Source organism: Flavobacterium sp. PLA-DH12 (assembly GCF_059511845.1).
Map to the genome: position 1 here is coordinate 103,252 of NZ_JCAMPD010000004.1, position 14,945 is coordinate 118,196.

Genomic DNA, 14,945 nt, shown 5'->3' on the forward strand with positions numbered 1-14,945 from the left:
ATATTGATATAGTATTTTAACTAACTGAAAACGATTTGTACCTACATGGAGTAGTAAAAAGCACGTAATGTTTTTGGAGTTATATTATTTTTTTGATGTAATGTTGGCATAATATAGCCAACTCCCTTTGTCTTTTTGGGTGGAATAAAAGTATACACAACAGTCTGACTTTTACTGTCTGGACAAGTTGTAGATGTTGCTGTTACCGAAGTGCCATTCCATTGATCGAGTTTAGAGGGATCTGCTACATTCAGTTTAATATAAAATTCAACAACCTCCCCTGGAGCAAGTGTAAGTGTTTTATTCAGAGGAGAATAATTTTTACTTTCCAGTCGATTGTTCATTGAAACATTGCCTTTTGTAGTACTGCCATCTGGATTTTCTTCAAAATTTGAAAAGTTCTCAGCAGATAATTGATAAGTATCCGTATTGGTTCCAGTATTTTTAACCTGCAATAAAAACGAAACTTCAAATCCATTGTACTTTTGATAATTTTCTCCATCAATAGTTATTTCAGAATTACATGAGTTAGATTGCGAAAACGCAATTGAAGTAATTAAAAAGTAAAGCAGGGTAAAAATGTTTTTAGTAAAAATGTTTTTCTTCGAGAAAAAAATAAACTTACAATCGCTTACAAATTTTACTGCTTTTTCAAGAGTAGATTTTGTTTTCATAACTTAAGATTTAGTTTTAAAGTATTTATGAAATTTTAACAGAATCAAAGTTATATTAGAGTTTTTCTAATATTATTTTTTTATCTGTAACTAACCAAAAAACTCGTTGAAGTGTTGTTTTTTTATCCAAAATTGACTCAAAAACGCTTTTTTTTAACTCTAAAAAGTGAAATTTTTTCGTACATTTTTTTGCTTTATTAGCGGTAATTGGTTTATTTGAAATATTATAAATAACTAATAATCAAATAATTAGTTAAAATATTGCGAACTGTTACATTATCGACTAAATACTAATTTTATAGACGAAGTACATAAAATGTAGTTTTTGTTTTTCTATGATTTTCCAATTGTTAACATTTTGAGGATTGTTTATTCTTGTTAAAATTTCGTTATAATGTTAACAGAAATAAAAAAAGGAGAAGGTTTAAAATATCTTTTGTAAATTAGAACTTAATTAAAAATAACCTGTACATCAGGTTTTTAAATTCTGCTGTTTATGAAAAATCTTATTTTAATTCGTCATGCCAAATCTAGCTGGGAAGCACCTTTAAAAGATTTTGATCGTCCGCTAATGAAAAGGGGAATTTTAGATGCGCATGATGTTTCACTAAATATTTCAGGATATCTTCCTAAGACATATATAATGTGGAGCAGTACTGCTGCAAGAGCCTCAGAAACTGCATTAATTTTTGCGCAAAACTTATCCTATCCATTAGAGAGTATCATTTTTAGAGATGATTTATACACTTTTGATGAAAGGCAACTCGAAAAAGTTATTAAATCATGTGATAATAGTTTTGAAAGCGTTATTCTTTTCGGACATAACGAGGCTATTACAAATTTTGTTAATAAATTTGGTGATGTTTTTATAGAAAATGTTCCAACTTCAGGCTTTATATCTTTACAATTTGATGCCGACAGTTGGGATACGATCCATAAGGGCAAAACACATAAAACTATTTTCCCCAAAGATTTAAAATAATTACAGTGTACGAACAGAAATATATCGATAGAGAAAAAAGCTGGCTAGCATTTAATGCAAGAGTGCTTCAGGAAGCAGCAGACAATACAGTGCCACTTTTAGACAGACTGCGTTTTGTTGGAATTTTTTCAAACAATTTAGACGAATTTTTTAGAGTTCGATATGCGGCAATTCGACGATTAAGCCTCTCTGGTATTTCTGGCGAAAAATATTTGGGCGGTATTTCTGCCCATCAATTAATTAAAGACATTACCGAAATCGTAATTCAGCAGCAATCTGAAAGTTTACGTATACTTGGAAATATTGAAGCAGAGCTTGAATCTGAAAATATTTTTATTATAAACGAAACACAGATTTCACCAAAACAAGAATGTTTTTTAAAGGATTTTTATACCCAAAAGTTAAGTCCAGAATTGGTAACCATCATTTTGAATGATTTAGCTGTTTTTCCAATTCTAAAAGACACCTTAGGGTATTTGGCCGTTCGTTTAGAATTGGCAAATGATGAGGTTCGCTATGCCTTAATTGAGATTCCTAAAAATATCAACAGGTTTGTTGTTCTTCCTTCTGAAGACGAAAAGCAATATGTCATTTTAATTGACGATGTAATTCGTTTCAAGCTAAAAAACATCTTTAATATATTTGATTATAAGAGCGTTTCTGCTCACATGATTAAAATTACCCGTGATGCGCAGTTGGATATCGATAGCGATTTGAGCAAAAGTATGCTTGAAAAAATTTCGAATTCTGTAAAAGATCGCCGAATTGGAGAGCCAGTTCGTTTTATTTATGATAATTTAATTGAAGAAGATACTCTGCAATTTTTCTTGGATAAAATGAAAATTGTAGAAACAGATAGTATAATTCCGGGAGGGAGATATCACAACCGCCGTGATTATATGAGTTTTCCAAATCTAGGAAGATACGATTTATTGTATAAACCAAACGAACCATTACCTGTTCCAGGTTTGAGTTTGGAAGGAAGTATTCTGGAAAAAATCTCTAAGAAAGATTATTTGGTTCATGCCCCATATCAGTCATTTTCGTATCTGACTAAATTTTTGCGTGAAGCTGCTTTAGATCCAAAAGTAACAAGCATTAAAATTACCTTGTATCGTTTAGCAAAGAATTCGCAGATTATTAGTTCGTTGATAAATGCTGCTAAAAATGGTAAAAGGGTAGTAGTGCAAATCGAGCTTCAGGCACGTTTTGATGAAGCATCGAATATTTCGTATGCAGAACAAATGCAGACAGAAGGCATCGAACTTATTTTTGGTATAAAAGGATTGAAAGTACACAGCAAGATTTGTGTAATTGAAAGAATGGAAGAAGGTAAAAACCGTCGTTACGGATTTATTTCAACTGGAAACTTCAACGAATCGACAGCAAAAATCTATACCGATGTAACACTTTTTACTTGTCATCAAGGAATTTTAAAAGACACATCAAAAATATTTGAATTTTTTGATATCAATTATAGAGTTCACAGATACAAACATTTAATCGTATCGCCTCATTATACGAGAAGCAAATTTATAAAACTGATTGATCGCGAAATTCTGCATGCTTTGGCAGGTAGAAAAACTCATATAAAGTTAAAAATGAATAGTTTATCCGATTTTAAAATGATCGATAAATTGTACGAAGCGAGCAATGCAGGAGTAAAAATCCAGTTGCAAGTTAGAGGAATATGTTCTTTGATTCCTGGGATTCCTGGAATGAGTGAAAATATCGAGGCTATAAGTATTGTAGATAATTACTTAGAACATTCGAGAGTTTATATTTTTGGGAATGCCGGTTTAACCGAAGTTTATATTTCGTCTGCCGATTTTATGACCAGAAATCTTGATGGAAGAGTTGAAGTGACGTGCCCGATTTACGATCTTGAAATCAAAAAAGAATTGATTGACAACTTCAATATTGCTTGGAAAGGAAATGTAAAAGTGAGATATCATTCTTATAAATTAGATAATAAATACAAGCCCAAAAATCATCATGCCCCATTTAGAGCGCAATTTGAAACCTATAAATATTATCAGAATAAAGTAGCGATACTAGAAGAGGTTCCTCAAAAAATAAATTAATAATAAATACCAATTTCAAATCATAAAGTGAGCATGATTAATATTAGGAAGTTTGCAGCGATAGATATCGGTTCAAATGCCATGAGGCTTTTGATCGCTAACGTTGTGGAACAAGAAGGCAAAGAACCGCAGTTTAATAAAAGTTCCCTTGTTCGTGTGCCAATTCGTTTAGGACAAGACGCCTTCACAGTTGGAGAAATTTCACCAGAAAATATAGATCGAATGGTTGATGCGATGAAAGCATTCAATCTTTTGATGAAAGTACATAAAGTAGAACGCTACATGGCGTTTGCAACTTCTGCAATGCGCGAGGCATATAATGCAAAAGAAGTTGTGGCTTTAATTAAGAAAAAAGCCGATATTAAAATAGAGATTATCGACGGTAAAAAAGAAGCAGCAATTATTGCTTCTACAGATTTACATCATTTAATCAAATCAGACGAAACCTATTTATTTGTGGATGTTGGAGGTGGAAGCACCGAGTTTACTTTATTCTCTGACGGAAAAATGATTACTTCGAGATCTTTCAAAGCGGGAACTGTACGTTTACTGAATAATATGGTTCATGATTCAGTTTGGGATGAGATCGAAAAATGGATTAAAACCAATACGGCAGATTACGATGAAGTAACACTTATAGGTTCTGGTGGAAACATCAATAAGCTGTTTAAAATGTCAGGAAAACAACAGGAAAAACCGCTTTCTTACATTTATGTTAACTCGCAGTACGCATTTTTAAATTCATTGACTTACGAACAGAGAATTGCCGAATTAGGTCTAAATTCTGACCGTGCCGACGTAATTATCCATGCAACACGTATTTATCTCAATGCGATGAAATGGAGTGGTGCACGCCAAATTTATGTTCCTAAAATCGGACTTTCTGATGGAATCGTAAAAGCAATGTATTTCGGTAAAATTTAATATTTATATTTTCTTTGTAAATGAATAAAGGCAGACTTGAAGCTTTTAGTGATGGCGTTTTGGCAATCATTATTACGATTATGATCTTGGAAATCAAAGCGCCCGAAGGGCATGAGTTTTCAGATTTAAAACCCCTTATCCCGAAGTTTTTAAGCTATATTTTGAGTTTTATTTACGTTGGAATATACTGGAATAATCATCATTATTTACTTCACGGCTTGTCAAAAGTAAACGGAAAAGTATTGTGGAGTAATCTACACTTTTTGTTTTGGCTTTCCTTAATTCCTGTTTCTACCGCATGGATGGGAGAGCATAATTTTGAAAAAGCCGCAATGAGTTTATATGGAACTATTTTGCTGCTTTCTGCAATTTCGTATGTTATTCTGCAATATACCATTATGTGCAGTGAAGGAAATGATTCGGCTTTGAGAAAAGTGCTTAAAAAGGATTTTAAAGGTAAAATCTCCTTAGTTTTATATGTAATCGGAATTGTTGCTGCATTTTACAATCAGTGGATTTCTGGAGGAGCTTATTTTATTGTAGCTATGCTTTGGCTTATTCCAGACAAAAGAATTGAACGTGTTTTTGCTTCTGAGGATTAATTTATGAAAACTGTTTTCCAGTCCATTCAAGATTTTTCTGATGATGAATTAAGCCTTTTAGATAGTTTGATTACATTTCGGACATTAAAAAAAGGAGAACTTCTCTTGACTGAAAATCAGGTTTGCAATGAAATAGCTTTTATCGAAAAAGGAATCCTCCGTTCTTTTTTTGTCAATCATAAAGGAGATGAAATTACCAATTGTTTTGCTTTTGAAAATGAATTTATGGCTTCTTTTGCCAGTTTTATTACCGAAGAAAAAGCAGAAGAAAACATACAAGCCTTAACCGATACAGAATTACAGATTTTAGACCGAAAAGGTTTAGAAAAGCTCTATCAATCAGGTTTTAATTGGCAGGAAACAGGCAGGAAATTGACTGAATTAGAATTTGTAAACCTGCATAAAAGAATGATTTCGTTTCAAAAATTATCAGGCGCAGAACGTTACGAAGAACTTTGCACAAATCATCAAAACTATATTCAGTTAATCCCGTTGCAATATTTGGCTTCGTATTTAGGAATTACACCAAGACATTTAAGCAGAATTAGAAAGGCTATAGTTTAATATTTATGTTTCCCGCAGATTTTGCAGATTAAGGAGATTCTTTCTTCTTAATTAATAAGTTTAAAATAAATCTGCAAAATCTGCGAGAGAAATAAAACTAAACAATTTTTCAGGACATTTGTCCAGTAAAAGAAAATGTACTAATAGTATTTTTGAAAAAACATAAATATGAAAAAAATACTAATAATAAACGGACACCCAAATTCCGAAAGTTTCAATTTTGGAATTGCCGAATCTTATAAAAAAGGTGCAATTGCTTCTGGCGCAAAAGTTGAAATCATAACAATTGCCAATTTAAACTTCAATCCGAATCTCAAATTCGGTTATCAAAAACGTACCGAGTTAGAACCAGATTTATTAGAATCGTGGGAAAAAATAAAAAGAGCAGATCATCTGGTTTGGATTCATCCCGTTTGGTGGGGCGGACTCCCAGCGATAACAAAAGGATTTATAGATCGTTTATTTTTGCCAGGAATGGCATTTCAGTATCGCGAAAATTCGGTTTGGTGGGATAAATTGCTAAAAGGTAAAACAGCTCATATTATCACAACTTTAGATCAGCCAGGCTGGTATTATCGCTTGTTTTTTGGAAGGCCAAGCGTAAATCAGCTAAAGAAATCGACTTTAGAATTTTGCGGTGTAAAACCCGTCAGAGTAAGTTACATCGGAATTATAAAAGGTTCTAACGAAGAGCAAAGAAAGAAATGGCTTGAGAAAGTCTACAATCTCGGACTCAATAACAAATAAAACTTTGTTATAAATTACCAGAATGAATTGATTCATGGTAGAAACAAGAGATTAAAGATTTATATCCAATCCAAATGTAGTGCGTAAAAGTTCAATGCTTGGATTGATTTCTAAGAAACGATTGTATCGATCTTGATCGTTAAGAGCTCTTACTGCTTTAATCTCTTCGTTTACAATTACTTCAATTGTAATATCATGATTATGTAAGTGACCTTTTAAGTATCCTAATAAACCATTCATTTGACCTTCAAAATCCAATTTAGAACCTTCGTTTGGCAATTCATAAGAGATTGTTGTGCCATTCAGAACAGGATCGCTAATCAATAGAATCGATTCCATAATCTTAAGACCTTTTTGGCCTAAACGTTCTGCATATTTGTTCCAGTGCAGACGCATATCAGTTTCGTTAAATTCTTCAGTTAAATAAGCAGTAGTAGGTTTAACATATGTCTTGCCGCTGGCTTCCATTTCTTTTTTCTTGCGAATACTGGCTAGAGAAAAAGCAGAAACTTTAGGAGCACCGTTTGCCTCTGTTTTTGGAGCTTCCGGAGTTTGAATTTTTGGAGTTTCAGTAGCTTGTTGCGGTTGAGAAATGGCAGTTTTAGTTTCAGTTACAGCTTGAGAAGTTTGATTCTCAGTTGCAACAGAATTTTCAACTTTCGGTTTTGGACTTTGGACTTCAACTATAGAATAGCCTCCATTTTTAAAGTAAACGGGTGGAATTATGAATTGCTCAGCTTTTTTTTTTCTCCATCAAAGTTGATAGAGGCCAATTGCATCAAGCATAGTTCAACTAAAAGGCGTTGATTCTGACTTAATTTGTATTTTAAATCGCAGTCGTTTGCAATGTCAATCCCTTTAAGTAAAAATTCCTGAGAACATTTCTGTGATTGAACGGCATACATTTGCTGCGCTTGCTCGCCAACTTCTAATAAAGCAATAGTCGAAGGCGTTTTGCTCACTAATAAATCTCTGAAATGTGAAGCTAAACCTGCAATAAAATGATGTCCATCAAAACCTTTTGCTAAGATATCATTGTATGCTAATAAAAGTTTCGGAATTTCATTTTCCAAAAGTAAATCAGTAATCGAAATATAAGTTTCGTAATCTAAAACGTTTAGGTTCTCGGTTACGGCTTGACGAGTCAAATTTGTTCCGCAATACGAAACCACACGGTCAAAAATAGACAAAGCGTCACGCATGGCACCATCTGCTTTTTGGGCTATAATGTGCAATGCATCGTCTTCAAAAACGATTCCTTGACTTTCGGCAACATCTGCTAAATGTTCTTTAGCGTCTTTTACCGTAATTCTTTTGAAATCAAAAATTTGACAGCGAGATAAAATCGTGGGAAGGATTTTATGTTTTTCTGTTGTAGCCAAAATAAAAATAGCATGTTTTGGCGGTTCTTCTAATGTTTTAAGGAAAGCATTAAAAGCGGCCGAAGACAACATATGAACCTCGTCAATGATATAAACTTTGTATTGTCCAGTCTGTGGCGGAATTCTAACCTGATCGATAAGATTACGAATATCATCAACCGAGTTGTTTGAAGCAGCATCCAGCTCAAAAACGTTAAATGCGAAATCTTCGGTAGGATCATCATATCCAGGCTGATTTATTTTTCGAGCCAAGATACGAGCGCAGGTTGTTTTACCAACTCCACGTGGTCCTGTGAATAAAAGAGCAGAAGCCAAGTGATTGGTTTCTATAGCATTTAACAAAGTGTTGGTAATGGCTTTTTGCCCCACAACATCCTTAAAGGTCTGCGGGCGATATTTACGTGCCGATACTACAAATTGTTCCATATTCTTTTTTATTCGATAGCAAATATATGACTTTTGTTTCGTTGTTTAAAACCGATTTTAGTTATTTAGCGAAATTCTTTTTCTTCAAAATAACAAAGAGTAAAGTCAGAAATAATACGATGTTGACAATCAAAGAAATGATGCTATATCTGCCATAAGATTTAAGTTTTGTCGCTGTTTTTTCTTTATCAGAAATTTCTTTTTGCGTTTTTTTTGAATAATTTTTAGAAGTTGATAAAAGTTAAATTGCTGGAAAATTTACAAATATCATAACAATATCATATAACTTGTTGATATTTAATTTGTTTAACTTTAAGGAGTTAATTATTAAAACCTATCATTATGAAAATTAGATCAATTTTATTAGGAATGAGTCTCAGTGTTTTTTTGGTGTCGTGCAAACCCAGTGATGTCGATATTGAAAAAGCAATTAATGAAAAATTAAATGATCCAGACATCCACGTTACAGTGCATGAAGGTGTGGCTACAATTACAGGTGTTTGTGATGATGAAATGTTCAAAAAAAATATTGGAAAAAGCGTAAAAGCGACCAAAGGTGTTAAATCTGTAGTTAATACCTGCGAAATTGAAAAAGCCAATCAGGAACCAGCTGCGGCTACTGTTGTTATTAATTCAGATGCCGATTTAGACAAGTCCGTTAGTAAAGTTGTAGATGCTTATGATGGTGTTAGTGCTACTGTTGTGGGAGGAGTTGTAACACTTTCGGGAGAAATAAAAAGAGACAAACTACAGCCTCTTATGCAAAGCATTCAGGAATTGAAACCTAAAAAAGTAGATAACAAATTAATTATAAAATAAGTTGTTATGAGTTTACAAGATAAATATAGAGAAGTGACAAATTTGGCATCCGAATTAGGAATTGAAAATTTGCAAGTAAGAGAGCAGGATAATGTGCTTTATATTGACGGAACAGCAAAATCCGCAGCAGATAAAGAAAAGCTTTGGAATGCTTATAATACTATAGATCCCGATTTTAGATCGGCCGATTTGGTTATGAATATTGAAGTTGAGGAAGGCGTTTCGAGAGAATATACAGTTGAAGTGGGAGATTCTCTTTCGAAGATTGGAAAAGCATACGGAGTTTCTTGGCAGGATATTTTTGAAGCGAATAAAGATATTATTTCGAATCCTGATTTAATTAAGCCAGGATGGAAGTTGAAAATACCGACAGTTTAGTTTTTTTTCTTTAAGGGCTTAGAGCTTCAAAAGAACAAAGGTTTTTATTTTATGTCATTCCTAAAAACGAAAAAGAATTTCGGCTTCTAGGAATGACATAGATTATGTAATATTTTTTTTGTTCTCATTTTTTTACTTGATTTTCTAACGTCCTCGAATGCTTAAATCAAATAAAAACTTCGCTGTTTCCTGATCTGAATCGGCTGAAAAACCAGCGACATAAACTCCCTTTTTGCCCGAAATTGATTTAATTCCGTATACAACTGCTTCATCTGCTGGGTCTGACTCACCCTCGTATCGATACACATGAACAATTTCAAATTTCTCAGGATTTTTTTTAATCGCGTCTGCATTACGATTAAAGTCGCACGTAAATCCTTTTTCATTCAATTGATCTAAAGCCTTTGAAACAGTTGCGTAATGATACATTCTTTTCATGATAAACCGAATTTAAATTATAGATTTTTAAAGATAACTATTTTAAAATTAAAAAGTTATGATAAAATTCATAAAATCTGAAATTTAAAATCATTATTGTTAGTTCTTAAATCGCTACTTTTGTAGCGCAGACCGCCTTATCGTCGTTTCGTCCCGATAGCTATCGGGATCGGGAGGGAGGAAAGTCCGGACACCACAGAGAAGCATAGCGGGTAACGCCCGTCGGTTCCGAAAGGGATTAGGACAAGTGCAGCAGAAAGTATGTACAGGTAATGCTGTAGTGAAACCAGGTAAACTCTATGCGGTGAAATACCAAGTATATCGGCATTTAAGGGCTTCTCGTTCGTTGTCGAAGGGTAGGTAGATTGAGTCCCGAAGTAATTCGGGATCTAGATAAATGATAAGGTATTGTATCATTGCAAAATGAGACAAGAACAGAATCCGGCTTACAGGTCTGCATTTTTTATATATTTGTGAACTATCTAACTTATTCTCATGAATATTACTAGTCCAAATCCTTCGCCAAAATCTAAAAAAAGCCTTTTTAGAGCCATTGTAACCAATCTTACTTTTTGGGTTTTAATAGCTATTATTTCGGGTATTTTACTTGGACATTTTTCTCCAGAAAATGGTGTGAAAATGGAATTTCTGGGTAAAAAGTTTATTCAGTTAATCTCACTCTTTATTGGGCCAATTATCTTCCTGACGATCGTTCTGGGAATTTCGGGAATGGGAAATCTAAAAAAAGTAGGTCGAATTGGAGTTAAAGCTTTAACGTATTTTGAAGTAGTTTCAACCGTTGCTTTGGCAATTGGTGTAACTGTTGCTTATATATTTAAACCAGGAAAAATTGATAAATCGGGACTGACTTTTGGCGATGCAAGCCAATATACAAACGGAGCAGCAAAAGATTTTTCGTGGTTGCAATTCTTTTTGTCCAACTTTACATTACAGGTTTTATTAGCTGCCATTATATGCGGAATCGCGCTGAACTTTTATCAGAAAAGAGAACAAACAATTTTGGTTTTGGAACGATTTTCAAAAGTCGTTTTTACTGCTTTAAAATATGTAATGTATCTTGCTCCAGTTGGTGCTTTTGGCGGAATGGCCTATACAATTGGGAAGTTTGGTCTTGCCACTTTGATTCCGCTTGGAAAACTGATGTTATGTGTTTATCTAACAATGGCATTATTTGTCTTTTTGGTTTTAGGAAGCATATTACGATATTATAAAATAAGTATTCTTTCGATTTTAAAATACATTAAAGAAGAACTTTTACTGGTTCTTGGAACTTCCTCTTCTGAGGCTGCTTTGCCAAGTATTATGGTAAAACTGGAAAGAATGGGCTGCAGTAAATCGGTTGTAGGTTTGGTGATTCCGACTGGTTATTCTTTTAATCTTGACGGAACTTCGATTTATCTTTCAATGTCCGTTCTTTTTATAGCACAGCTGTATGACGTGCACTTAACCTTTTTTGAAATCATGACCGTTATCGGAATTTTGATGATTACTTCAAAAGGAGCAGCGGGCGTAACCGGAAGCGGATTTATTGTTTTAGCATCAACCTTAACAGCCTTGCATAAAATTCCAGTTGAAGGTTTGGCCTTTTTACTGGGTGTAGATAAATTTATGAGCGAAGCTAGAGCGATTACCAATTTAATTGGAAACACAGTCGCAACTATAATAATTTCTAAAACAGAAAGAGATTTTACAGAGTTGAATCTGGATCCTTTTTCGGAATGATTGGCTACAAAGGCGCTAAGTCGCAAAGCTTTTGTTTTTCTTTGAGCTTAAAATTGCTCGCAAAGTCGCAGAGTCGCAAAGAGTTTTATTAATTTTTAAAACTTTGCGACTCTGCGCCTTTGCGAGATTAAAAAACTTCGTGCTTTTGTGTCTTCGTGGCAAAAAAAAACTAAGATTCGTCTTTTGTTGTTCGCACAAGACTTATGCCCGATGTAAAAAATACGATTCCGAGTATTCCGTAAATAATAAGCGATTTTATATCTCTAGTTTCTCCAGATGTGCCGGCAAAAATAACCGCAGTATAGATAAGTCCTACAATTCCGAGGATTGTAAGTAATCCGCCGAAAAATCTTTTTAGGTTCATGATTGTTAGATTTAAAAGTTCTCTAACAAAGTTAAATTCAACTGGTTAATTGCTGTTATACAATTGTTTAGAAAAATTATATGATTTTAATTCTTGTATTTGTAAGAAAATAGTTTCGATATTCAGTGATTCGTATCATTTAAATACTATTTTTGCCCTAAATAACCAATTGAAAAACAATGAAGAAAAATTACATTTTATTACTTCTATTTACTATTTCATTTACGACAATTCAAGCACAAGACGAAGCTTCAGTTTCTGTAAAAAATCAATTTAAAATTAATCTGCTATTTCCAGGTTTTGTCTATGAACATGCATTGTCAGCAAAAAACACACTTTACTCGGAGGCAGCTTTAGGTTTGGGATATCGATACAACAGTTATTATGACGAGAGCAATGTCTATCTTTTTCCTTTAATTAATGAGCAGTTCCGTCATTATTATAATTTAGAAAAGAGAGCTAATAAAGGAAAAAGAACAGCTTTTAACTCAGGAAATTATATTGCAGCAAATGTACTTTATAGTTTTCCTTCGATTTCGACGAATGATAAATTCGGGAATTACGTAGGATCATTTACAGTTGCAGCATTATGGGGTTTGCAGCGAACTTATAAAGGAAGATTTAATCTCGAATTTAATATTGGGCCAGGAGTAAATTTTGATAAATATGATACAGAATTTGTACCTGTTGGAAACTTTACCTTAGGTTGGGTTATCAAATAAAAAAAAATAGAAAAACCTTGATTTGTCAAGGTTTTTCTATTTTAAATTCTAATCCGATATTGCGAACGCTTTCTATTTTGATTTTTGGGTCTGAATTAAAATACTTTCTAAGTCTGCTAATAAAAACATCCATGCTTCGTCCTGAGAAATAATCGTCTTTTTTCCAAACCGACATTAAAATCTGATCTCTCTTTAATAATTGATTATGGTTGAGATAGAGATACTCAATAAGTGAAGCTTCCATCTCTGTAAGCTGCTGAACATGGTTTTTGTTATTGAGAGTCAGACGTTCGTTATCAAAAATATACGAACCAATTTCAATTATATTATTCCCCTCCAGACTTCTTTTTTGCTCTATTCTCTTTAGAATATTCTGTAAACGAAGAACCAGTTCGTCGACTTCAAAAGGTTTTGCGATATAATCATCTGCGCCAAGTTTTAGACCAATAATTTTATCTTCTTTGAGCTTTCTAGCTGTTAGAAAAATAAAAGGAATTTCTGGATTAATGTTAATTATTTTTTCAGCCAATGAAAATCCGTCCATTTTGGGCATCATGACATCAAAAATGCAAATATCAAAAGCCTGGCTTTTAAAATAGTCTAAAGCTATCTCGCCGTTTTCTGCCCAGATTACTTCAAATTGATGCAGTTCTAGATATTGTTTTAAAATTGCAGCAAAATCAAAATCGTCTTCGGCTAAAAGTAATCTTTTCAAAATAAGGTAATTAAACTTTTAATAAAATAGTAAATTGAGTTCCTTTTCCTAACTCGCTAATAACGTTAACAGAGCCTTGATGCGCTTTTACAATCTGATCAACATAATATAATCCTAAACCTAAGCCTTTTGTATTGTGCAGGTTTCCTTGTTCGACACGGTAAAACTTCTCGAAAAGAAAGGCTTGTTTGTTTTTGGCAATTCCAATTCCGTCATCTTCAAAACTAATAGAAAACTGGTTTTCTGCAATTCTTGTTTTTACCGTTATAGTGTTCGATCCGTATTTTACAGCATTTTCTAGAACATTTAAGAAAGCAGTTGTCAAATGAAATTTATCCAAAACTAGAATAGTTTTCGCTGTCTGAAAATCGGTTTTAAGATTGATTTTTGGAAAAGCAATTTTAAAATCATTGACAATAGAAAGCAGGAAATCTTCGGCATCTATTTTTTCCTTTTGCAATTCAATTTCATTTTCTGCTAAAGAATTCGCCATAACCTGATCGATTAAATTTTGCAGACGGCTATTCTGACGTGAAATTGTACTCACAATGTCATTAAAATTTTCTTCGTTCTCGCGAATGCTTTTCTGCGCCAAAATCTTTGTCGAAATCCCTAAAGTTGCTAAAGGTGTTTTAAGTTCGTGTGTAATATTATTGATGAAATCGGTTTTTACATCACTCACTTTTTTCTGTTTGATTAAAGCTTTTAAGGCAATAACAAAAAGTGTAATTAAAGTCAGAATTGATAATAGAGACAGAATGAGAATAAAAGTCATTCGCTTTAAAATAATCATTTCCCAATCTATTACAGAAACATACATGGAGTCTTCTGTCAGTAATTGATATTCCTGATTTTCAAAAATTCCGTTGGTTGTTCCAACATAATTTCGCACTAAAAAAGCATGATTGAGTGAAGCCAGATTTCCGTACAATTTATTCTGTATAAAAGGCTTTTCCGAGAAAATCGTATCGGCTTTTTTTGCACTTTGATACAAAATAAACTTGTTGAGAACAATCGCAAAATCAATTTTAAAATTTGGTAAATCTCTTTCAAATTTTCGTTGAAGATCTTGTGTTAAAGCATTTTGATATTCATTTTTTAAAACTCCAATTTTAAGATCCAGTTTGGTATTTTTTCCTTTTATATATTTTTCCGAAAGGCTTTTGTAAAGCATTTCTCTTTTTGCAACCAAAGCCGAATCAATATCACTATAATTATTCGAAATCTGGGCAATTTCATTTTTAATCTGCGTATGAAACTGTGCCACTTTATATTCGTAGGCTGTTTTTACTAAATAACATTGTACTGTCATGAGCACAATTAGTGCAATGACAGAAAATGTGATTAATAAATTGATTCTTTGTTTCATACTCTTTTAAAA

Annotated in this window: 17 protein-coding genes and 1 other RNA gene; 11 read left to right on the forward strand and 7 right to left on the reverse strand. The window is 33.1% G+C overall.

All coding sequences use genetic code 11. The features are described 5' to 3' along the window. Positions 1–41: 41 nt before the first annotated feature. Positions 42–674 (reverse strand): COG1470 family protein, encoded by a 633-nt coding sequence (locus AC5ZCW_RS09185; RefSeq protein WP_496119261.1) that lies wholly within the window; start codon positions 672–674, stop codon positions 42–44. Positions 675–1,170: 496 nt separating this feature from the next. Between AC5ZCW_RS09185 and AC5ZCW_RS09190 the strand changes: the two genes are divergently transcribed. The 6 genes from AC5ZCW_RS09190 to AC5ZCW_RS09215 all read left to right on the forward strand — a co-directional run bounded on the left by AC5ZCW_RS09190 (position 1,171) and on the right by AC5ZCW_RS09215 (position 6,577). Continuing rightward, positions 1,171–1,656 carry a SixA phosphatase family protein gene (locus AC5ZCW_RS09190; RefSeq protein WP_496119263.1) on the forward strand — a complete coding sequence of 162 codons (486 nt, stop codon included), beginning with the start codon at positions 1,171–1,173 and terminating at the stop codon, positions 1,654–1,656. Positions 1,657–1,661: 5 nt separating this feature from the next. After that, entirely contained in the window at positions 1,662–3,740 is a 2,079-nt protein-coding gene (gene ppk1, locus AC5ZCW_RS09195; RefSeq protein WP_496119265.1) for a polyphosphate kinase 1, read from the forward strand. A gap of 33 nt (positions 3,741–3,773) precedes the next feature. Then, the gene (locus AC5ZCW_RS09200; RefSeq protein WP_281633193.1) at positions 3,774–4,664 is read left to right on the forward strand and encodes a Ppx/GppA phosphatase family protein; all 891 of its coding nucleotides are present in this window, start codon (positions 3,774–3,776) and stop codon (positions 4,662–4,664) included. 20 nt (positions 4,665–4,684) lie between these two features. Further along, the gene (locus AC5ZCW_RS09205) at positions 4,685–5,266 is read left to right on the forward strand and encodes a TMEM175 family protein (RefSeq protein WP_343545192.1); all 582 of its coding nucleotides are present in this window, start codon (positions 4,685–4,687) and stop codon (positions 5,264–5,266) included. A 3-nt stretch (positions 5,267–5,269) separates the two neighbouring features. After that, positions 5,270–5,830 (forward strand): Crp/Fnr family transcriptional regulator, encoded by a 561-nt coding sequence (locus AC5ZCW_RS09210; protein WP_496119267.1) that lies wholly within the window; start codon positions 5,270–5,272, stop codon positions 5,828–5,830. Positions 5,831–5,998: 168 nt separating this feature from the next. Beyond that, positions 5,999–6,577 (forward strand): NAD(P)H-dependent oxidoreductase, encoded by a 579-nt coding sequence (locus AC5ZCW_RS09215; RefSeq protein WP_496119269.1) that lies wholly within the window; start codon positions 5,999–6,001, stop codon positions 6,575–6,577. A 51-nt stretch (positions 6,578–6,628) separates the two neighbouring features. On the opposite strand, the gene AC5ZCW_RS09220 is transcribed toward AC5ZCW_RS09215, so the two are convergent. Beyond that, positions 6,629–7,045, reverse strand: a complete 417-nt coding sequence (locus tag AC5ZCW_RS09220) for a DUF8439 domain-containing protein (protein WP_343545195.1) — start codon at positions 7,043–7,045, stop codon at positions 6,629–6,631. Between the two features lie 254 nt (positions 7,046–7,299). Further along, positions 7,300–8,385 carry a DNA polymerase III subunit gamma/tau gene (dnaX, locus tag AC5ZCW_RS09225; protein WP_066034110.1) on the reverse strand — a complete coding sequence of 362 codons (1,086 nt, stop codon included), beginning with the start codon at positions 8,383–8,385 and terminating at the stop codon, positions 7,300–7,302. Positions 8,386–8,727: 342 nt separating this feature from the next. Between dnaX and AC5ZCW_RS09230 the strand changes: the two genes are divergently transcribed. Both AC5ZCW_RS09230 and AC5ZCW_RS09235 read left to right on the forward strand, forming a co-directional pair. Further along, entirely contained in the window at positions 8,728–9,204 is a 477-nt protein-coding gene (locus tag AC5ZCW_RS09230; protein WP_496119272.1) for a BON domain-containing protein, read from the forward strand. A 6-nt stretch (positions 9,205–9,210) separates the two neighbouring features. Next, entirely contained in the window at positions 9,211–9,582 is a 372-nt protein-coding gene (locus AC5ZCW_RS09235; protein WP_496119274.1) for a LysM peptidoglycan-binding domain-containing protein, read from the forward strand. A 144-nt stretch (positions 9,583–9,726) separates the two neighbouring features. On the opposite strand, the gene AC5ZCW_RS09240 is transcribed toward AC5ZCW_RS09235, so the two are convergent. Further along, positions 9,727–10,020, reverse strand: a complete 294-nt coding sequence (locus AC5ZCW_RS09240; protein WP_496119276.1) for an SH3 domain-containing protein — start codon at positions 10,018–10,020, stop codon at positions 9,727–9,729. 124 nt (positions 10,021–10,144) lie between these two features. Here AC5ZCW_RS09240 and rnpB point away from each other — a divergent pair. Together rnpB and AC5ZCW_RS09250 are read left to right on the forward strand one after the other, a co-directional pair. Beyond that, positions 10,145–10,485: RNase P RNA component class A (gene rnpB / locus AC5ZCW_RS09245), an RNA gene on the forward strand. A gap of 30 nt (positions 10,486–10,515) precedes the next feature. Beyond that, positions 10,516–11,763: a cation:dicarboxylate symporter family transporter gene (locus AC5ZCW_RS09250; protein ID WP_496119278.1), complete on the forward strand. Its 1,248-nt coding sequence runs from the start codon at positions 10,516–10,518 to the stop codon at positions 11,761–11,763. Between the two features lie 169 nt (positions 11,764–11,932). Here AC5ZCW_RS09250 and AC5ZCW_RS09255 read toward each other — a convergent pair whose 3' ends face one another. Continuing rightward, complete coding sequence (locus tag AC5ZCW_RS09255; protein ID WP_129747656.1) at positions 11,933–12,127, reverse strand: hypothetical protein; 195 nt, start codon at positions 12,125–12,127, stop codon at positions 11,933–11,935. A 179-nt stretch (positions 12,128–12,306) separates the two neighbouring features. Here AC5ZCW_RS09255 and AC5ZCW_RS09260 point away from each other — a divergent pair, with 179 nt between their 5' ends. Continuing rightward, positions 12,307–12,849 carry a hypothetical protein gene (locus tag AC5ZCW_RS09260; RefSeq protein WP_496119280.1) on the forward strand — a complete coding sequence of 181 codons (543 nt, stop codon included), beginning with the start codon at positions 12,307–12,309 and terminating at the stop codon, positions 12,847–12,849. A 25-nt stretch (positions 12,850–12,874) separates the two neighbouring features. Here AC5ZCW_RS09260 and AC5ZCW_RS09265 read toward each other — a convergent pair whose 3' ends face one another. Further along, positions 12,875–13,564 (reverse strand): response regulator transcription factor, encoded by a 690-nt coding sequence (locus AC5ZCW_RS09265; protein ID WP_496119282.1) that lies wholly within the window; start codon positions 13,562–13,564, stop codon positions 12,875–12,877. Between the two features lie 10 nt (positions 13,565–13,574). Continuing rightward, positions 13,575–14,933, reverse strand: coding sequence for a sensor histidine kinase (locus tag AC5ZCW_RS09270; protein ID WP_496119284.1), 1,359 nt, complete (start codon positions 14,931–14,933; stop codon positions 13,575–13,577). Positions 14,934–14,945: the final 12 nt, after the last annotated feature.

Coding starts and splice junctions, on each gene's coding strand:
- AC5ZCW_RS09185 (WP_496119261.1), bottom strand. CDS start 674: ATGAAAACAAAATCTACTCTTGAAAAAGCAGTAAAATTTGTAAGCGAT.
- AC5ZCW_RS09190 (WP_496119263.1), top strand. CDS start 1,171: ATGAAAAATCTTATTTTAATTCGTCATGCCAAATCTAGCTGGGAAGCA.
- AC5ZCW_RS09200 (WP_281633193.1), top strand. CDS start 3,774: ATGATTAATATTAGGAAGTTTGCAGCGATAGATATCGGTTCAAATGCC.
- AC5ZCW_RS09205 (WP_343545192.1), top strand. CDS start 4,685: ATGAATAAAGGCAGACTTGAAGCTTTTAGTGATGGCGTTTTGGCAATC.
- AC5ZCW_RS09210 (WP_496119267.1), top strand. CDS start 5,270: ATGAAAACTGTTTTCCAGTCCATTCAAGATTTTTCTGATGATGAATTA.
- AC5ZCW_RS09215 (WP_496119269.1), top strand. CDS start 5,999: ATGAAAAAAATACTAATAATAAACGGACACCCAAATTCCGAAAGTTTC.
- AC5ZCW_RS09220 (WP_343545195.1), bottom strand. CDS start 7,045: ATGGAAGCCAGCGGCAAGACATATGTTAAACCTACTACTGCTTATTTA.
- dnaX (WP_066034110.1), bottom strand. CDS start 8,385: ATGGAACAATTTGTAGTATCGGCACGTAAATATCGCCCGCAGACCTTT.
- AC5ZCW_RS09230 (WP_496119272.1), top strand. CDS start 8,728: ATGAAAATTAGATCAATTTTATTAGGAATGAGTCTCAGTGTTTTTTTG.
- AC5ZCW_RS09235 (WP_496119274.1), top strand. CDS start 9,211: ATGAGTTTACAAGATAAATATAGAGAAGTGACAAATTTGGCATCCGAA.
- AC5ZCW_RS09240 (WP_496119276.1), bottom strand. CDS start 10,020: ATGAAAAGAATGTATCATTACGCAACTGTTTCAAAGGCTTTAGATCAA.
- AC5ZCW_RS09250 (WP_496119278.1), top strand. CDS start 10,516: ATGAATATTACTAGTCCAAATCCTTCGCCAAAATCTAAAAAAAGCCTT.
- AC5ZCW_RS09255 (WP_129747656.1), bottom strand. CDS start 12,127: ATGAACCTAAAAAGATTTTTCGGCGGATTACTTACAATCCTCGGAATT.
- AC5ZCW_RS09260 (WP_496119280.1), top strand. CDS start 12,307: ATGAAGAAAAATTACATTTTATTACTTCTATTTACTATTTCATTTACG.
- AC5ZCW_RS09270 (WP_496119284.1), bottom strand. CDS start 14,933: ATGAAACAAAGAATCAATTTATTAATCACATTTTCTGTCATTGCACTA.